This is a genomic window from Metapseudomonas resinovorans (assembly GCF_002003485.1).
Taxonomy (GTDB): domain Bacteria; phylum Pseudomonadota; class Gammaproteobacteria; order Pseudomonadales; family Pseudomonadaceae; genus Metapseudomonas; species Metapseudomonas resinovorans_D.
Window position 1 is genome coordinate 127,176 of sequence record NZ_BDMA01000066.1, and the last position, 18,598, is coordinate 145,773.

16 protein-coding genes are annotated in these 18,598 nt (G+C 64.0%); 11 read left to right on the forward strand and 5 right to left on the reverse strand.

Annotation, left to right across the window (positions count from 1 at the left end):
- Positions 1-3: 3 nt before the first annotated feature.
- From hisN to MnOB_RS19150, 4 genes are all read left to right on the forward strand, one after another.
- Complete coding sequence (hisN, locus tag MnOB_RS19135; RefSeq protein ID WP_077525814.1) at positions 4-789, forward strand: histidinol-phosphatase; 786 nt, start codon at positions 4-6, stop codon at positions 787-789.
- A 303-nt stretch (positions 790-1,092) separates the two neighbouring features.
- Positions 1,093-1,302, forward strand: coding sequence for a cold-shock protein (locus tag MnOB_RS19140; RefSeq protein WP_077525815.1), 210 nt, complete (start codon positions 1,093-1,095; stop codon positions 1,300-1,302).
- Positions 1,303-1,502: 200 nt separating this feature from the next.
- Entirely contained in the window at positions 1,503-2,174 is a 672-nt protein-coding gene (locus MnOB_RS19145; protein WP_234358292.1) for a class I SAM-dependent methyltransferase, read from the forward strand.
- 88 nt (positions 2,175-2,262) lie between these two features.
- Positions 2,263-2,889 carry a cysteine hydrolase family protein gene (locus MnOB_RS19150; protein WP_077525817.1) on the forward strand — a complete coding sequence of 209 codons (627 nt, stop codon included), beginning with the start codon at positions 2,263-2,265 and terminating at the stop codon, positions 2,887-2,889.
- A 114-nt stretch (positions 2,890-3,003) separates the two neighbouring features.
- On the opposite strand, the gene MnOB_RS19155 is transcribed toward MnOB_RS19150, so the two are convergent.
- Positions 3,004-7,131 (reverse strand): sulfite reductase subunit alpha, encoded by a 4,128-nt coding sequence (locus MnOB_RS19155; protein ID WP_077525818.1) that lies wholly within the window; start codon positions 7,129-7,131, stop codon positions 3,004-3,006.
- A 595-nt stretch (positions 7,132-7,726) separates the two neighbouring features.
- Here MnOB_RS19155 and nirB point away from each other — a divergent pair.
- Both nirB and nirD read left to right on the forward strand, forming a co-directional pair.
- Positions 7,727-10,285, forward strand: a complete 2,559-nt coding sequence (gene nirB, locus MnOB_RS19165; RefSeq protein ID WP_077525820.1) for a nitrite reductase large subunit NirB — start codon at positions 7,727-7,729, stop codon at positions 10,283-10,285.
- Complete coding sequence (gene nirD, locus MnOB_RS19170; RefSeq protein WP_077525821.1) at positions 10,285-10,653, forward strand: nitrite reductase small subunit NirD; 369 nt, start codon at positions 10,285-10,287, stop codon at positions 10,651-10,653. Before nirB ends, nirD begins: the two co-directional genes overlap by 1 nt.
- 327 nt (positions 10,654-10,980) lie before the next feature.
- On the opposite strand, the gene MnOB_RS19175 is transcribed toward nirD, so the two are convergent.
- Both MnOB_RS19175 and MnOB_RS19180 read right to left on the reverse strand, forming a co-directional pair.
- Positions 10,981-11,253: a hypothetical protein gene (locus MnOB_RS19175; RefSeq protein WP_077525822.1), complete on the reverse strand. Its 273-nt coding sequence runs from the start codon at positions 11,251-11,253 to the stop codon at positions 10,981-10,983.
- A gap of 144 nt (positions 11,254-11,397) precedes the next feature.
- Positions 11,398-12,057, reverse strand: coding sequence for a gamma-glutamylcyclotransferase (locus tag MnOB_RS19180; RefSeq protein WP_077525823.1), 660 nt, complete (start codon positions 12,055-12,057; stop codon positions 11,398-11,400).
- 377 nt (positions 12,058-12,434) lie between these two features.
- Here MnOB_RS19180 and MnOB_RS19185 point away from each other — a divergent pair, with 377 nt between their 5' ends.
- The 5 genes from MnOB_RS19185 (at position 12,435) to MnOB_RS19205 (ending at position 17,251) form a co-directional block, all read left to right on the forward strand.
- A complete protein-coding gene (locus MnOB_RS19185; RefSeq protein ID WP_077525824.1) occupies positions 12,435-13,091 on the forward strand; it encodes a DUF3313 domain-containing protein in 657 nt (218 codons plus the stop codon).
- Positions 13,092-13,278: 187 nt separating this feature from the next.
- A complete protein-coding gene (locus tag MnOB_RS19190; protein ID WP_077525845.1) occupies positions 13,279-13,617 on the forward strand; it encodes a DUF3302 domain-containing protein in 339 nt (112 codons plus the stop codon).
- A 1-nt stretch (position 13,618) separates the two neighbouring features.
- A complete protein-coding gene (locus tag MnOB_RS19195; protein WP_077525825.1) occupies positions 13,619-14,578 on the forward strand; it encodes an HlyD family secretion protein in 960 nt (319 codons plus the stop codon).
- A 244-nt stretch (positions 14,579-14,822) separates the two neighbouring features.
- The gene (gene ppk2, locus MnOB_RS19200; protein WP_077525826.1) at positions 14,823-15,641 is read left to right on the forward strand and encodes a polyphosphate kinase 2; all 819 of its coding nucleotides are present in this window, start codon (positions 14,823-14,825) and stop codon (positions 15,639-15,641) included.
- A gap of 74 nt (positions 15,642-15,715) precedes the next feature.
- Positions 15,716-17,251, forward strand: a complete 1,536-nt coding sequence (locus MnOB_RS19205) for an MltF family protein (RefSeq protein ID WP_077525827.1) — start codon at positions 15,716-15,718, stop codon at positions 17,249-17,251.
- 55 nt (positions 17,252-17,306) lie between these two features.
- Here the strand turns inward: MnOB_RS19205 and MnOB_RS19210 are convergent, their stop codons facing one another.
- Complete coding sequence (locus MnOB_RS19210; RefSeq protein ID WP_077525828.1) at positions 17,307-17,807, reverse strand: outer membrane beta-barrel protein; 501 nt, start codon at positions 17,805-17,807, stop codon at positions 17,307-17,309.
- 38 nt (positions 17,808-17,845) lie between these two features.
- Complete coding sequence (locus MnOB_RS19215) at positions 17,846-18,523, reverse strand: DUF3313 domain-containing protein (RefSeq protein WP_077525829.1); 678 nt, start codon at positions 18,521-18,523, stop codon at positions 17,846-17,848.
- Positions 18,524-18,598 lie beyond the last annotated feature (75 nt).

The following is an 18,598-nucleotide window of genomic DNA, read 5'->3' on the forward strand; positions in this document are numbered from 1 at the left end:
CCCATGACTGACCAAACCCTTCCCCCCGAGTACCTGGAATTCGCCGAAGAACTCGCGGACGCGGCGGCCCGGGTAACCCTGACGTATTTCCGCCTGCCGCTGGAGGTGGAGAACAAGGAGGCTGAGCGTTTCGACCCCGTGACCCTGGCCGACAAGGGCGCCGAGCGGGCCATGCGCGCGCTGATCGACGAGCGCTATCCCGGCCACGGTGTCCTGGGTGAGGAAGAAGAGAACATCGCGGGTGAAGCGCCCTGGACCTGGGTACTGGACCCCGTGGATGGCACGCGCTCCTTCATCAGCGGCATCCCGCTCTGGGGCACGCTGATCGCCCTCAACGACGGCACCCGTCCAGTACTGGGTGTGATGGACCAACCCTTTACCCGCGAACGTTTCGTCGGCGACGGCAACAGCGCGTCCCTCAACGGCCGGCCCATCCAGACCCGCGCCTGCGGCAAGCTCACCGATGCGACGCTGATGGTCACCAGCCCCGAGCACTTCCGCGAGTCGCCCTATCGTGAGGTCTTCGAGCAGCTCGCCGGCCAGGTGCGCCTGGTGCGCTACAGCGGCGATTGCTACGCCTACTGCATGCTGGCCCTGGGACTGGTGGATGTGGTGCTCGATCCCGGGCTCAAGCCTTATGACATCCAGGCGCTGATGCCGATCATCCAGGGCGCCGGTGGCGTGGTTACCCGCTGGGATGGTGGCGACGCGCAGGACGGTGGCGATGTCATCGCCTGCGGTGATCCGCGCTTGCATGCACAGATCCTGGAGCTGATGCAGTCAGTGTGAGGGCTGGGCGAGGGCGGGGAACGGCAATTCGAGGAGTCCCGGTTGCAGGAATTTCTGCGTTTCCCGCCTAAGCGTATGAATGCCTTGCCTATTCAGCTGGCAGAAATATTCGACGGAAAATAAACCTGTACTTCCTGGTCGAACCGCGTATAGTCCTGCCCACTGCACTGCAATTGTCTCTGCGATACTTGGCTCGATGTTCTGATTGAAGTTATTTCATCTCCTCGATTCGTTACAGCATTAGCACTTCAGTAATTCCTGGTTAATTATCAGGGTTATTTCTTTTTATCTTGGAGATATGAAATGTCCAATCGTCAATCCGGCACCGTCAAGTGGTTCAACGATGAGAAAGGCTTCGGCTTCATCACCCCCGCAGAAGGCGCTGACCTCTTCGTTCACTACCGTTCGATCGAAAGCTCGGGCTTCAAGAGCCTCAGCGAAGGCCAGCAAGTGACTTTCGAAGTCGTACGTGGCCAGAAAGGCCTGCAGGCGGACAAAGTTCAGGTAGTCTGATACTTTTCCTCTAAAAGAGCCCCGCAAATGCGGGGCTCTTTTGTTTATATCTCACGAAAGTTCCACTTGATTCTTCGGCGTATAGTGCTGGAGGGTTTTCTATTTTTTATTCATCGCCTCCATGAATCATTGATAGTGGCAAGCTAGCTATTTGGTTCTGCGCTTCTGGCGGCATCACTCACTGTATTGGAGAGTTCTGCATGCCGGGCTATCAAGTCAGATTCCAGGATATATCAGTGGGGGATATGGACTTTCATATCCGCTCATTACTCGACCATCAGCAGTATCACGATCCCGAACTTGAGGCTGAGCATCTCGGGATATCCCCTGAAAGCTGGCCCCTGTTCGGTCAGGTCTGGCCGTCCGGGCATGTCCTGGCGCACACCATGCTGACGATGGAACTGGAAGGTAAGCGCATCCTCGAAGTGGGGGCCGGCCTGGCCCTGGCCAGCCTTGTCGTGCACCGGCGGGGCGGCGATGTAACGGCCAGTGACTACCACCCGTTGATTCCTGCCTTCCTGACGGAAAACCTGCGGCTGAATGATCTCGGCCCGATCAATTACCAAGCCGCCAAATGGTCCGACATCAATGACGACCTCGGGCTGTTCGACATGATCATCGGCAGCGATGTCATTTACGAGCGCGAACAACCGGCGCAGCTCGCCGACTTCATCGACCGGCATTCGGCTGACGTGGTGGATGTCTACATCGTCGATCCCAATCGCCCGAATCGCTCGAAGTTCTGCCAGGAAATGGCTGAACTCGAATACGACTCGGAGATCACCTGCATGAACCGCGTGATGAACAACGGCGAAGCCTATAAAGGTTCTCTGCTGCACTTCCAGCGCGACGATTCCCGCTTCAATCAATGAACGGCTGCGGCATGCCGTAGTCGTGGGGCGATTTGGCCAGGGCGCTCTACACTGGCACAGGTTATCGACTGCACCGAGGCGCGGCGTCATGACCTACCCACGCGAAAGCACCGGCTTGTTGCTGGTGGACCCGTACAACGATTTCCTCAGCGAAGGCGGCAAGCTCAACGGCCTGGCCAAGCAGGTGGCCGATGCCGTGGGCACCCTGGACAACCTGCGCCGGGTCGTGGCGGCGGCGCGCAAAGCCGGCATCCAGGTGTTCTACGTTCCCCATCACCGTGCACGCCCCGACGACCTCAAGGGCTGGACGCATCCCAGCCCTTACCAGCTCGGCGCCGCCCGCGCCCAGGTGTTCGCGGCAGGTAGCTGGGGTGGCGAATGGCACCCGGACTTCCAGCCCCTGGAAGGTGACGTGCTGGTGCATGAGCACTGGGGCGGCAGCGGGTTCGCCAACACCGACCTGGACTTCCAGCTCAAACAGCATGGCGTGCAGCAGGTGATCCTGGTGGGCATGCTGGCCAATACCTGCATCGAATCCACAGGGCGATTCGCCGCCGAGCTGGGCTATCACGTCACGCTGGTGACGGACGCGACGGCGGCATTTTCAGCGGAAGCCATGCACGCAGCCCATGAGTTGAACGGGCCGACCTATGCGCACGCGATCCTCAACACCGAGGAAGTGCTGGCGGCGCTCACGCCCAACCCCTCTTCCTGAAGTCGGTGCGCACAGCGCACCCTACGGTCCAGAACGGTGAGACTTTTTGTAGGAGCGAGCTTGCTCGCGAAAGAGCGTGCTCGGACTGTTCGCGAGCAAGCTCGCTCCTACCACTCAGTACACATCCCTCACATAGCGCTTCTCCCGCGCCATCCTGCCGACGTAGGCCTCCGCATCAGCTGCACTGAGCCCACCGTGGTCCCGCACCACTGCTTTTAGCGCCGCGTCCACGTCCCGTGCCATGTGCCCGGCGTCGCCACAAACGTAGAAGTGCGCGCCATCCTCCAGCCAGCGCCAGAGCTCGGCGCCCTGTTCGAGCATGCGCTGTTGCACGTACACCTTCTCCACCTGGTCGCGGGAGAAGGCGGTGTCGAGGCGATGCAGGTGGCCGCTGGCCTGCCAGGCGTGCAGCTCGTCGCGGTAATAGAAGTCGGTCGCTTCCCGCTGTTCGCCGAAGAACAGCCAGTTGCGGCCCTTGGCGCCGGAAGCTTCGCGCTCCTGGAGGAAGGCGCGGAAGGGGGCGATGCCGGTGCCGGGGCCGACCATGATCATTGGCCGCTGCGGGTCGGACGGCACGCGGAAGTGGGCGGACTTCTGGATGAAGATCGGCACATCGCCCTGATCGGCGCGGTCGGCGAGGAAGGCCGAGCAGACGCCGTCACGGTCACGCTCTTCGCACCGATAGCGCACAGTGGAAACAGTCAGGTGGACTTCATCCGGGCTGGCGAGTGAGCTGGAGGCGATGGAATAGAGGCGCGGTTGCAGGCGCTTGAGGCAGCCCAGCAATTCCTCTGCGCTGGTGCGGATCGGGAACGCACGCAGCAGGTCGGGCAGTTGCTTGCCCCAGAGCCAGTCGCCCAGTTCCGTCTTGTTCGCCGGCTCCAGCAGGCGCTGGAGTTCCGTACTGCCGGAGCGCTCTTCGATGAAGCGCAGCACATCGGGTGTGACCTTGGCGATCTCGAAATGCCGGCCCAGCGCATTGGCGAGTGGCAGGACGCCCTGGTCTCTCACTTCAACCGAATGATTGCCGTCGAGGTCCAGCGCGGTCAGGACCTCGTTCACCAGCGACGGGCAGTTGCTGGGCCACACGCCCAGTGCATCGCCGGCCTGATAGCTCAGCCCGCTGCCCTTTAGGTCAAGGACGATCTGCCGGGTCTCCTTGCTCGAACCCGGCGCATTCAGCACTGGGTTGCGCAGTAGGCGGCTGGCGAGCGGACGCTGGCGGCTGTAGGCCGGAATCTCTGCGTCCTCGGCGGGAGCTCCAACGGTCTCCAGGACCGGTTGCGGGGCCCTGGCACCGGCCAGTGCCCCTAGAACGGCGGCCAGCCAGGCGCGAGCCGGTTCCTCGTATTCCGGTTCGCAGTCCACGCGCGGCACCAGGCGACGGGCACCGAGGGCTTCGAAGCGGGCGTCGAGCCGGCGGCCGAAGCCGCAGAACTGATCGTAGTTGGAGTCGCCCATGGCGAGCACGGCGAAGTCCAGGCCGGTCAGCAAGGGCGCGTTTTCCGCGTTCAGGGCGCTCCAGAGTGATGCGCCGTTGTCGGAAGGATCGCCATCGCCAAAGGTGCTGGCGATTACCAGGACGGTGCCGGCGCTGGCCAGTTCGGCGGGCTGGATGGCGTCCATCGAGCGCACCGTCGCGGCGCGCCCTTCAGCCTTGAGCTGTTCCGCGCAGACGGCGGCGAAGCTCTCGGCATTGCCGGTTTGCGAACACCAGAGCACCAGCAAGGGGTTATCCACAACGGTCGCGGGCGCCGGTTGCGTCGCAGGTGACTCCCAGCTGCGGGAGAACAGCCCGGCGAGGATGCCGTCTAGCAGCAGGCGGGTATCCGCGGCCAGGGGCGCGCTGGCCGGCAAGGTCGGGACACCACCTTGCTTGCGGCTCTCTTCGCTGCGCAGACCGAGCAGGTAACCCTGCAGGTAGCGCTGCTCGGTGGGCGCCAGGCTGAGGTCGGCGCTGGTTTCGAGATTCAGCAGGCGGGCGAAGGCGTTGATCGGCATGTCGGCGAGTTCCTCCGAGAAACCGGCGGCGGCGCTGGCCGCGACCGACTCGACTTCTAGCAAGGGGATGAGCTGGGGTCTGGCCGGCGTGACGGGCGCCAGGGCGACGGCGCTGTACTTGAATTCCGGCTGCAGCGAAATAGGGTCGATGGCGTCGTTGGTTACCGCGTTGATCGCCAGGTCGTCGCCGTAACGGTCGTTCCAGTGGAAAGGCGCGAAGCAGTTGCCCGGCTGCACGCGGTCGGTGACCACCGCCGGCAAGATGGCGCGGCCACGCCGCGAGCGCACTTCAACCTGGCTCTTGTCGACGATGCCCAGACGGTTGGCATCGCTCGGGTGAATTTCCAGGAAGGCGCCAGGGTTGAGCTTGTTCAGGGTGGCCACCTTGCCGGTCTTGGTCAGGGTGTGCCACTGGTGCTGCACGCGGCCGGTGTTGAGCACCAGCGGGAAGGCATCATCGGGCAGGTCCACCGGTTCCATGTGCGGACGGGGGAAGAACACCCCCTTGCCGTCCCCGGTGGAGAAGGCAATGACCGGGCGGGTGCCGTCGGCATTCAGCTTGAGCGCCTGGCTGACGCCGTCGTTGAGGTAGCGTATGGGGTTGCGCGCGTTGGCTTCGCTGCCGGGGGCGCAGGGCCATTGCAGCGGCCCCCGCCGCAGCAGCTCGAAACTGGCGCCGCGAATGTCGTAGCCGGTCTTGGGGTTCCAGGCCTGCTTGATCTCCTCGAACACTTCCTCTGCGGAGCGGTAGCCGAAGGCGTCGGCGAACCCCATCGCGCAGGCCACGCGGGCGATGATCTGCCAGTCCGGCAGGCTGTCGCCGGGGGCGTCCACGGCCTTGCCGGTGAGGGTGAGATTGCGCTCGGAGTTGATCATCACGCCTTCCGACTCGGCCCACAGCGCGCCGGGCAGGAGGATGTCGGAATAGCGATTGGTCTCGGTGTCAAGGAAGGCGTCCTGGGTGATCACCAGTTCGGCGGCCTGCAGCCCCTCGATGGCACGGCGGCGATTCGGCACGGTAGCCGCCGGGTTGGTGCAGATGATCCAGCAGGCCTTGATGTCCCCGTCACGCATGGCCTCGAACATGGCGACGGTGCCGTTGCCGCCGTCCTGGCGCAGGTGCCCACGCGGGAGTTGCCACAGGTCTTCGATGAAGGCGCGATCGTCAGCCACCAGCAGCGAGCGCTGGCCGGGCAGGCCGGGGCCCATGTAGCCCATTTCGCGTCCGCCCATGGCATTCGGCTGGCCGGTGAGGGAGAAGGGGCCGCTGCCTGGCCGGCAGATGGCGCCGGTGGCCAGGTGCAGGTTGCACAGGGCGTTGGTGTTCCAGGTGCCGTGGGTGCTCTGGTTGAGGCCCATGGTCCAGCAGCTCATCCACTCCGGCGCTTCGCCGATCCATTGGGCGGCCTTGTGGATATCCGCTTCAGGCAGGCCGGTGATGGCGGCGACGCGTTCCGGTGCGTAGTCCTCGAGGAACGCCGGCATGGCTTCCCAGCCTGTGGTGTGGGCGGCGATGAAGTCGGGGTCGGTATGGCCGTTGCGATGCAGCAAGTGCAGCAGACCGTTGAGCAGGGCGAGGTCGGTGCCCGGCCTGATGGGCAGGTAGAGACTGGCCTTGTCGGCGGTGGCAGTGCGGCGAGGGTCGACCACGATCAGCTTGGCCCCGGCCTTGACCCTGTCCATCATGCGCAGGAACAGGATCGGGTGGCAGTCGGCCATGTTGGCGCCCGTCACCAGGAACAGGTTGGCCTTGTCGAAATCCTGATAGGAGCCGGGCGGGCCATCCGAACCCAGGGAGAGTTTGTAGCCGCTGCCGGCGCTGGCCATGCACAGACGGGAGTTGGATTCGATGTGGCGGGTGCGGATGAAACCCTTGGCCAGTTTATTGGCCAGGTACTGCGCTTCCAGCGACATCTGCCCGGATACATAGAAGGAGATGGCGTCCGGGCCATGGGTATCGAGCAGGGCGCGGAGGCGTCGCGCGGTGTCGTCGATGGCCTGGTCGATGCTGGTGCGTACCGGGTCGCGGCTGCGTTCGTGGCGCAGGTAGGCGTGGTCCATGCGGCCGGAATCGGCGAGCGGCTGGGCGCAGGTATTGCCCTTGGTGCAGAGGCGGCCGAAGTTGCTCGGGTGGTCCTTGTCGCCAGTCACCTTGATCACGCGGTTGTCCGCGACTTCCATGACGATGCCGCAGCCGACGCCGCAATAGGGACACACGCTTCGCACTGTCTTGTTCGCCATATCCCGTTCCTTGCACGGAAACGAAAAAGCGCCATGCCACCCTCCGTCGTAACGGGGGAGACACGGCGCCTTTGTCGTGGGGTAGGGCAATCGGCATTGATTGCCTTGGTGGTGCTATCGCAAGGCACATGCCAAGTCCCCTGCAATGTGCTCGAAGGCTTGGTGGGGCGGTGCTTGCGGGCAATTCCCGACTTGATTCGCAATGCGCTGGATGAGCTTCAGGATGGGGCGCGGAAGGTGCGTTCGCACCGTTTTGGTTCTTGTCCGGATGCTCGCCGGATTCGCCAGTAGCAACGGTCGAGGCATCTGCCGGATCTGCTGAAAGCCGCGCCGTTGCTGGCATTGGGGAGGGAACGCGAAACGCGGTTCGGCAATCTGGCACAGCCACTGCATAGGCAGTTCCAGGCTCACCACGAACAGCGTGGCGGGCGGCCCGGCAGATCAATGGCGATCACTTCCCCGGGTTTACAGGTGCCCCAGGCAAAGTGGCTCGGCGGCATCGAAGAACGAACAGGCAAAGGCGCCTGGGACGATAAGTCCCAGGCGCTTTTTTTTGCCCCCAGAAAACGTGATTGGCTTGGGCCGGGTGCTACCTATGAACTCCAACGTCGCTTCCCCTGATGTGCAAACGCTGATCGTCATCGGCAATGGCATGGTCGGCCATCATTGCGTCGAGCAACTGATCGAGCGCGGCGCCCTGGGCCGCTATCGCATCGAAGTCTTCAGCGAAGAGCCGCTGCGTGCCTATGACCGCGTGCACCTGTCCGAATACTTCACGGGCCGCGATGCCGAATCCCTGGCCCTGAGCGAGGCCAGCCTCTATCAGACGCCGGGCGTGACCCTGCACCTGGGCGTGCCGGTGCTGGAGATCGACCGCGAGCGTCGCGAGGTGATCACCGCCAACGGCAGCCTGGCCTACGACAAGCTGGTGCTGGCCACCGGTTCGTATCCCTTCGTGCCCCCCATCGAAGGCGCCGAGGGCGACTCGCGGCTGGTCTATCGCACCCTGGCTGATCTTGACACCATCCGCGCCGCTGCCGCCCAGGCACGCCGTGGTGTAGTGGTGGGCGGTGGCCTGCTGGGCCTGGAAGCGGCCAACGCGCTGAAGTCCCTGGGCCTCGACGCGCATGTGGTGGAATTCGCCCCGCGTCTGATGCCGGTCCAACTCGACGACCTCGGCGGTGCGGCCCTCAAGGCGCGTATCGAAGCGCTCGGCGTGGGTGTGCACCTCTCCAAGGCCACCCAGTCCATCAGCGTCGGGGAGGACTATCGCTATCGGATGAACTTCGCTGGCGAGGATTTCCTGGAAACCGATCTGATCGTCTTCTCCGCCGGTATCCGCCCGCAGGACGCCCTGGCCCGCCAGTGCGGCCTCGAACTGGGCCCGCGCGGCGGCGTGGCCATCGATGGCCAATGCCTGACCTCGGATGCGGGCATCTACGCCATCGGTGAGTGCGCCGCCTGGAACGGCAGCATCTTCGGCCTGGTCGCCCCGGGCTACCAGATGGCCCGCAGCGTCGCCACGCAGCTCTGCGGTGAAGACGCCGATCCCTTCATCGGCGCCGACATGTCCACCAAGCTGAAGCTGCTGGGCGTGGATGTGGGCTCCATCGGCGATGCCCACGGCGCGTTGCCCGGCGCGCGCAGCTACCGTTTCATCGACGAAGCCACCTCCAGCTACCGCCGCCTGGTGGTTTCCGCCGACGGCAAGCAGGCCCTGGGCGCCGTGCTGGTGGGTGACAACAGCTACTACGACACCCTGCTGCAGTACGTGCAGAACGGCATCAAGCTGCCCGCCGACCCGTCCAGCCTGATCCTGCCAGCGGGCGAAGGTGCTCCGGCCCTGGGCGCCGACGCGCTGCCGGCCACCGCCACCATCTGTTCCTGCCACAACGTCAGCAAGGGCGCGATCTGCTCCGCCATCGACAGCGGTTGCACCGACGTCGCCGGGGTGAAGTCCTGCACCAAGGCGGCCACCGGCTGCGGCGGTTGCGCAGCGCTGCTCAAGCAGGTAGTCGAGCACGAGCTGTCGGCCCGTGGCGTGGCGGTGGACAAGAGCCTCTGCGAGCACTTCGCCTACACCCGCCAGGAGCTCTATGCACTGGTGCGTGTGGAGGGCATCGAGACCTTCGAGGAAATGCTCGCCAAACACGGTCGCGGCCATGTCGGCTGCGAGATCTGCAAGCCGGCCATCGGCTCCATCCTCGCGTCCTGCTGGAACCGGCCGATCCAGGACCCCTGGCTGGTGCCGCTGCAGGACACCAACGACACCTTCATGGCCAACATGCAGAAGAACGGCACCTACTCGGTGGTGCCGCGCATCCCCGGTGGCGAGATCACCCCGGAAGGCCTGATCGCCATCGGCGAAGTGGCGAAGAAGTACGACCTCTACACCAAGATCACCGGCGGCCAACGCATCGACCTGTTCGGCGCCCAGCTGCACGAGCTGCCGGATATCTGGGCGGAACTGATCGCCGCCGGCTTCGAGACCGGCCACGCCTACGGCAAGTCGACCCGGACCGTGAAGTCCTGCGTCGGCAGCACCTGGTGCCGCTACGGCGTGCAGGACAGCGTGAAGATGGCCCTGGATATCGAGCACCGCTACAAGGGCCTGCGTTCCCCGCACAAGCTGAAATTCGCCGTCTCCGGCTGCACCCGCGAATGCGCCGAGGCGCAGAGCAAGGACGTGGGCGTGATCGCCACCGAGAAAGGCTGGAACCTTTATGTCAGTGGCAACGGCGGCATGCGCCCGCGTCACGCCGAGCTGTTCGCCACCGACCTGGATGACGAAACCCTGATCCGCTACATCGACCGCTTCCTGATGTTCTACATCCGCACCGCCGACAAGCTGCAGCGCACCTCGGTCTGGCGCGAGAGCCTGGAAGGCGGCCTGGACTACCTCAAGGCGGTGATCATCGACGACAGCCTGGGCCTGGGTGCGGAGCTGGAAGCACAGATGCAACTGGTGGTGGACCGTTACGAGTGCGAGTGGGCCAACGCCATCAACGATCCGGAGAAGCTCAAGCGCTTCCGCACCTTCGTCAACGACGCAAGCGGCGACCCGGACATCCATTTCGTCAAAGAACGTGGGCAGATCCGTCCGGCGCGGGCGGCCGAGCTCACCTTGATCCCAGTAGCCGAGGAGGTGGTCTGATGATCGAAGCAAGCCTGCAACACAGCGAGGTCCGGAGCCGTTGGCAAGCCGTCTGCGGCCGGCAGGACCTGGTGCCCAACTCGGGCGTGGTGGCCTGGGTGAGCAACATCCAGGTGGCGCTGTTCTACCTGAAAGGCGAAGAGGGCGAGCAATTGTTTGCGGTGCAGAACCACGACCCGCTGGCTCAGGCCAACGTGATCGGCCGTGGCATCATCGGCCACCTCGGCGGCGACCTGGTGATCGCCTCGCCGCTCTACAAGCAGCACTACCGTCTGGAGGACGGTTCTTGCCTGGAGTATCCGGAGCAGAAGCTGCGGGTATGGCCGGTCAGGTTGCAAGGGGATGTGGTCGAGGTTGGGGTTGATTGAACGGGTGTTGCTGTAGGGCAGGGCTTTGCCCTGCTTGGCGATTGAAATCGCCCCTACAGGAAAAGCCACCAACCGCCGGGGTGGCACAGACGTCTCCCTCTCCCTCTGGGGTGAAGAGGCATGCTTTCGGAAGCACTGCTTCCGTTGCCGATGAACGCCTGAGCGCGAAGCGATCTGGCCGGGGCGCAGAGCGGGGTTGGGGTGAGGGGATTGCCAGGTGAACCGTGCCGGTCCCTTTCGTGAATGAATTCGCTCCTACAGGGCAGACCTGCGCCCTGCTTTGCGAATGAATTCGCCCCCACAAAAGACATGCCAGACAAGGTGGGGTTAAGCCTTGCTACCGGTCTGCCCATGGGCCCGCGCATACATCAGATGCGCATCCATCAGCAGCGCTTCCATTCCCGATAGCAGGGCTTCCTGGCGCAAGCGGTCGGCGGTGCCTGATGCCTGTTCAAGACGCAGGCGTTCGATCAGGCGGCAGACTTGCACCAGCCGGTAGTCGCCCAGGTGGTGGAACGCCTCAGGGCTGGAGTCGTCGCGCACGTCCAGCACGTCGTCGTTGAAGTCTTCCAGAGTGGGGAAGCGATGCGGGGTCTTCATGCCAATTTCCATGAGTCAGGGAACGGGAGCGTTTCGCTCGGAAAACTACTCATGCGCCTCGTAGGGGTTCAAGGCAGACCCGTGCAGGAAATTTCGTGTTGAGTGGTAAGCAAGTTGCCGGGGCAGGAACGGATTGCCACCGCTTCAGCTGAAGACCAGCGCTCCCTGCTTGCAGCAACGCACCAGCGCTTCTTCCAGCTTGCGGTCGGGCATGGCGTGGGCGCGGAGGGTGCTCGCGGTTTTCTCCACGTAGTCCCGCGTGCTGCCGTAGTGGCCGCTCGCGCCGTCGAACACCTGGCGCAGCACATGGTCCGGCAGGGCGCCGGCATAGCAGGCGAAGTCACGGCGCAACACGAAGCCAAGGGCTTGCACCTGGGGCCCGCCCTCCAACTGGCAGTTGAGCCATTTCGGCTGGTAGGCGGCATCGGGCATTTCCCGCTGCCAGAGGGCGAACAGGTGTTCGTGCAGTTGTTCTTCCGGCAGGCGATAGGCGAAACCCGCGCAGGAGCCGCCACGGTCCAGTCCCAGCACCAGCCCCGGCGTTTCCGGCGTGCCGCGATGGATCAGCGACCAGAGGTAGAGCCCGCGATGGTAGCCGTGGATGCGCGCGCGGCGGGACTCCACCGCGGGACATTCCGGTCGCCAGATCAGCGAGCCATAGGCGAACAGCCAGACCGGTCCGCCGCGATGGCGCGCCATGGTGTTTTCCAGGGAGGCGAGCAGTTCCGCGCGAGTGAGCTGGACCGGCTGCTCGAGCAGAGGCGGGTAGGGCGTGAAAGCGGTTTCTGGAATGCTGCCGGCCATAAGTGAACTGCGATAGGGCTCGTTGTTTGTTTTAGCAGGTAGCGGGTCGTCGGCGAACTGACGGTCGTCGAATTTCGCACAAATTTCTCGCCAGCCGAGCTCAACACGTCCCGCTGATGAATGAAAGGAATGACTTGGCATGCCTTTATCGCGGGGAGTGATAAAGCCCGGGCCCGTTTCAGTCGGGCGCTACCTCTGACGACGTGATGCGGATCGACATGTTTTGTTGCAAGGAACTGCGTCACGTTGTCATCAAAAGCGAAATTTTTGTCGTGAGATGCGAAGAGCTGTGTGGTGGCTATCCCTAGGCTTTGCGACCCGGTTCCAAGGGGTGGAAAGCGTGTTGCGCCCGCCCCGATAAACTCCTGGAGTCATTCATGGCGAAACCGCTTTGCACCCTTGCGCTGGCAGGCGTTGTCCTGCTCGGCAGCGGCTGTTCCAGCACGATCACCCAACCCGAGGAATACTCGGGTTTCCTCGGGGATTATTCGAAGCTCGAAGAAACCATGTCCGCCAGCGGCGAGCCCGTCTTGCGCTGGACCGCGCCGGACTTCGACCCGAAGCGCTATGGCACGCTCCTGGTGGAAAAACCGGTGTTCCATCCGGCCCAGGCCCCCAGCGACCAGATGAGCCAGCAGACCATGGACCAGATCGCCACCTACATGCGCATGGCGCTGCAGCGCGAGCTAATCGGCAGGGCCCGCCTGGTCGGAGCACCGGAGGCGGACACCCTGATAGTGCGTCCGTCCATCTCCGCCGTGGCGATCTCCACCGAGCACCTGAAGGCCTACGAGGTCATCCCGATCGCCCTGCTGGCGGCTGCCACCACCACGGCGGTGGGAACGCGCGACCAGGAAGTGGCCATCTACGCCGAAGTGGAAGCGGTGGATGCAGCCAGCGGCAAGCCCGTCGTCAGAACGGTGCGCAAGGGCCAGGGCTTGAGCCTGGAAAACCGCAAGACACCGCTGGTGCTGGACGACCTCAAGCCCGTGCTCGATGACTGGGCGCGGGACGCGAGCAACTTCAGACCCTGACGGGCTTCTCCCGATAAACCTCCAGGTGGGAACCGGTTGATGGCCGGTTCCTTTTCGCGTGCGCCGGAAACACTGGCGCACAGCGGCCTGGCCTCGAATCCGCAATATCTCCGGCGCCTTGCACAACCCGGCCGGATGCGGACGTCTTTCCCCCCGAAAACCAGGTGATGAAATGGTAAGTGACGGGATTCTCGATTACTTCGCCCTTGGCGTGCTGTTCTTCGTCGTGATCGTGCTGTTCTACGGCATCATCGTGATCCACGACATCCCTTATGAAATCTCCAAGCGGCGCAACCATCCGCACCAGGACGCCATCCACGCCGCCGGCTGGGTGAGCCTGTTCACCCTCCATGCGATGTGGCCGTTCCTGTGGATCTGGGCGATGTTGTATCGCGAGGATCGCGGCTGGGGCTTCGGCACGCCGAAGGCGGAGCTGGAGCAGCAATTGGCCGAGATGCGCCGGCGCCTCGAACGCCTCGAAGGGCAGGGCGTGTCCCGTTCGGCCCGTGCGGTAGAGGAGGCCTGACATGGACCTGTTGTTGATCCTCACCTACACGGCCATTTGCGTTGCCATCTTCAATATCTTCCGCATTCCGTTGAACAAGTGGTCGGTGCCCACTGCCGCACTGGGCGGTGTGGTGCTGATCGGGACCCTGATCTTCCTGATGAACTACAACCACCCGTACTCGGAAGTGGCGCGCAGCTACTTCGTGTCGACGCCGGTGATTCCGACGATCAGCGGTCAGGTGGTGGAGGTGCCGGTCAAGACCAACCAGCCGTTGGAGAAGGGCGACGTGCTGTTCCGCATCGACCCGACGCCGTTCGAGAACAAGGTCAAATCCATCAAGGCGCAGCTGGTTTCGGCCCGTGCCGACCAGTCCCGTGCCCGTGAACTGGCTGCCCGCAATGTCGGCAACCGTCGCGACGTGGACCTCACCACCGCACGGGTGGACGACCTGCAGGCGCAGCTGAACATTGCCCAGTTCGACCTCGACCACACCGTGGTGCGCGCGCCGAGCAAGGGCTTCGTGACCCATGTGTCGCTGCGCCCGGGAATGATGGCCACGCGGTTGCCGCTGCGTCCGTCCATGGTGTTCATCCCGGATGAGGGGCACTACATCGCCGCCTGGATGCGCCAGAACAGCCAGTTGCGTCTGACGCCCGGCGACGAGGCCGAAGTGGCGTTCGACGGCATCCCGGGCCAGGTGTTCAAGGGCAAGGTGAAGCAGGTGATATCGGTGATCGGCGAAGGCCAGGTGCAGCCGTCCGGCAACCTGCTCAGCTTCTCCGGCTCGCCGCCGCCTGGCCGGGTGCCGGTGATCGTCGAGATCACCGACCCGGACTATGCCCGCTACGCGTCCCTGATGCCCGGCGGCGCCTACGGCCAGGCGGCGCTCTACAGCGAGCATTTCCACCATGTAGCGGTGATGCGCAAGATCCTCCTGCGCATGGCGGCCTGGATGAACTACATCTTCCCCTTCCATTGAGCGTTGCACCTGCCTTTCGCCCCGGGACCCTTGCGGGTGCCGGAGCGACGGGCAGGTGTTTTTTTCTGGCTGCGGGAAATCCGGGTTGGGCGGCGCAACGCTTTGTCGCCCCCCGGTTTCAAGGACTGGCGGGACGTTCCCGCCGGCCGGGTGCGGGACGGTCGCAGGGAGTACCCGAGCGCGTCTGGACAACTGCACGGATTTCGCTGCGCGGAATCCGCATGTCTGACAGAGAGAGGGATGTATGACCGGGAAATCCGACAAGTCCAGGGAGTTGGCCAACGGCCTCAGGATGCCTCGCAAGCAGTACGAGGCGGAGCTGAAAAGGTTGCATGTCGAACTGGTGAAGTTGCAGCGCTGGGTGGTGCAGGAGGGAATCAAGGTCTGCGTCGTTTTCGAAGGCCGGGATGGGGCCGGCAAGGGCGGTGTGATCAAGGCCCTCACGGAGCGCACCAGCCCGCGCATCTTCCGTACTGTCGCGTTGCCGACGCCCACGGAGCGGGAGAAGTCGCAGATGTACGTTCAGCGCTATATCGGCCACTTCCCGGCCGGCGGCGAAGTCGTGATCTTCGACAGGAGCTGGTACAACCGCGCGGGCGTCGAGCGGGTCATGGGCTTCTGCAGTGACAAGGAGGTCGAAAAGTTCTTTGCCTTCACGCCGCTGTTCGAGCGCGCGGTGGTCGAGTCGGGGATCATTCTGCTGAAGTACTGGCTGGAGGTCAGTCCGCAGGAGCAGGAGCGCCGGCTCGAGGACCGCATCCGCGACGGGCGCAAGACCTGGAAGCTGTCGCCGATGGACATCAAGTCCTTCACTCGCTGGGACGACTACACCCGGGCGCGCGATGAAATGTTCATCGCGACCGATACCTCGTGGGCGCCCTGGCATATCGCCCGCTCGGAGGACAAGCGCCGCGTTCGCCTCAATGTCATCCAGCACCTCCTGGACCAGATTCCCTACGAGGACGTCCCCGAAGAAAGCGAAGCGAAGCTGCCCAAGCGCGGCAGGATCGGGACCTATCAATCCCCCGACTATCCCTTCCGCTACATCGCCCAGCGCTACTGAGCCGCCAGGCTCACCGCCCGCGGGCCGCGTTCATCCGGCCGCGGGCGGACCTGAATCCGAACACAGGAACTCCCATGGCAACTCGTACAGGGCGCACATTGCTGCGCTCGCTCCCGGGCGTGATCGCCCTGCCGGCCGGCCTGCTGCTGGGCGTCCTGCCGCTGGCCCACGCCGTGCAGCAGAACGTCGTGCCGATTGCAGCGCCGATGCTCGCACCCGAGCCGCCGCCGAATCGAACCTATGATTTCGAGTGCATTCGCGAGCGCCGCACCATCCGCATCCTGGTCCCTTACAGCCGCACCTTCTTCCACATCGAGCAAGGCCGCCAGAAGGGTGTCAGCCATGAAACCGGACTGGCGTTCGAACGCTGGCTCAATCAGCGATACCCGCGCCGGAGTGGTGGTTCGCGCTGGCACGTGATGTTCATCCCGGTGAGCCGCGACCAGTTGCTACCCAGCCTGATCCGTGGCGTCGGCGACATTGCTGCAGGTGGTTTGGTGGCAGACGAGCGCGCACGCTTCGGTGGTCAGGTGGTCAGGTGGTCAGGTGGTCAGGTGGTCATGGCGTCCGGTGAGTTCCGCAGCGAACCGGTGCTGGTGAGCGGCCCCTCCGGCGCGAGGCTGGCGCGCCTCGATGACCTGGCCGGCAAGGAGGTCGCCGTACCCGCGTTGAGCAATGATTTCTGGGGACTGGTGGAACTGAGCCGGACCTTCAGCGAACGGGGTCTGGCGCCGATTCATCTGTTGCCCCAAGCCGAAGGCATCGAGCCCGAGGAGCTGCTGGGACGAGTGAATGCCGGGACGCTCGCCGCAGCCGTGGTGGACCGGCGCGTGGCGAAAGCCTGGCAGCCGACCCTGGACAACCTTGCGATCCAGCCCCTCCAATTCTCCTGGGGCGGCCCCTACGCCTGGGCCGTGCGCGACGGCAATCCCGAGCTGCGTGATGTATTGGCGGAGTTTTTCAGTGACCAGCAGCGCGGCAGGCGCCCGGCGCGAGCCTGGAAGGAAGACCGGCTGGATGCCGGACGCTTTCTCGATGAACCGGCTTCAGCCGACGAGCTGCGTCGCTTCCACCGCCTCAATCGGGCCTTCATCGCGTCCGCCGAGCGCCATGGCCTGGATCCCCTGATGCTGATGGCCCAGGCGTTCCACGAGTCGCGGTTCGACCAGCGTGCGCGCAGCAACCAGGGCGCGGTGGGGGTGATGCAGGTGCTGCCAAGTACCGCGGCGGATCCCAATGTGCGGGTGTCAGGTGTGGGCAGCAGTGCGGAAAGGAACGTCGAAGCTGCCAGCAAGTACCTGCGTTTTCTCGCCGACACCTACCTGGACGACCCGGCGCTGACCCCGGACAACCGTATGTTCATGCTGCTGGCTGCCTACAACGCGGGGCCTGGCAATCTGCAGAAGATCAGGCGCATGGCGCGGGAAAAAGGTCTCGACCCGGATCGCTGGTACGGCCATGTGGAGCGGATGGCGGCCAGGGAACTGGGGCGCGAAACCCTCGACTACGTGAGCAACGTGTACAAGTACTACGTCTCCTACCGATTCGCCCAGGAGCGGGAGGAAATGCAGTCGGAAAGCCTGTTCGGCAGGCTGGAAAAAAGGGGCTGAGATGCAGCCCCTGGGAAGGAGCGGCTCGCTGCCGAGGCAGGAGCCGCACGGGGAATCAGAAGAGCACGTAGGCGCTGGCGCTGGTCTGGTCGAGTTCGATGTCGCCGACCTTCAGGACTTCCTGTTCCAGGCGCACGCCGACGTTGCGGAACACGTCCACTTCGACGCCGAGACCGTAGGTCAGGTCCAGGTCGCTGCTGTCGCCGGCGCTGTCGTCGTCGGCCTCCCAGGCATGCACGCCGGCACTGGCGAACAGGCGCACGCGGTCGCCCACCGGAATGCCGAAATGGGCGGCGGCCTGCAGGGAGTGCCCGTCGAAATCGGCACGCTCGCCTTCGAAGCTGCCCAGGTCGACCCATGCGCCTTCCACCGCCAGGTAGGGGTTGAAGCGGTAGCCGACGTAGGCCTTGTAGCTGTTGTCGTCGTCGCCGAGGGTGTGCTCGTCGATTTCGACCCGGGTCACGCCGCCGCCCACGTACAGGCCGCGGTCATCCGCGAAGGCGCTGAGGGAGCTGAAGGTCAGGAGGGCGGCTGCCAGTTGTTTGCCGAATTTCATCATTTGTCCTGTGGGGTTGGTTGGATTGGAGCGGGGGATCAGGCCGAACCTTTTGGTCGGAACTCTCTGTCCAGGCGTTCGCGAATCTGCAATGCGCTCGCGTCGAGGGCGGGATAGATGTCCTCGACCGTGGGTTTGTCGGATTGCCCGATGTTGCGACCCTTGGCGCGGTCGACGGCGCGAGCGAGGGTTTCGCCGCTGGTGCCGTCGCGGACTTCGCTTTCGAAGAACACATAGAGGGTTTCATCGCGCACGCCGGTGACGTGCAGGGAGAGGCCGATCAGCATGCCGATCGGGATGTACTCCGTGACGTTCGGATCACGGGGTTTACGCTGGAGATCGGCGATCGATACGCGCAAGGACAGGGCCCCCGGTGTGGGCCGGTTCACCAGGCGGTAGCCGGCTGAGGACAATTGCCGTTCCAGTTGGCCACGGAAGTGGAGGAGCAGTTTGTTGATATCTGCATCGGACTCGCTGAAAACCTGCTCGTTATTGGCGAGTGACTTGGGCAAGTCGATGAATATCGATTTGTCGTGTTTGCTTGAAAGTGGCGCTGGATATTTCTTCCAGGCAATGGTGCCTTCGTCTCTTTCAATGATTTGCAAAGGCGCAGTGGCCGGTTGCGTCGATAGTTCGGTCGTGTCGATGGCGGGTGCCATTGAACAGCCACACAGCGCCATCGAAAGCGAGAGGATGGAAAGTTCTTTGATATGCATGGGAATTCCTGTTGGGGTTGCGCCGGCCGGCCTGCTCGATGCACCGGGGAGTGGTCGCAGGCACGAACGCAATCC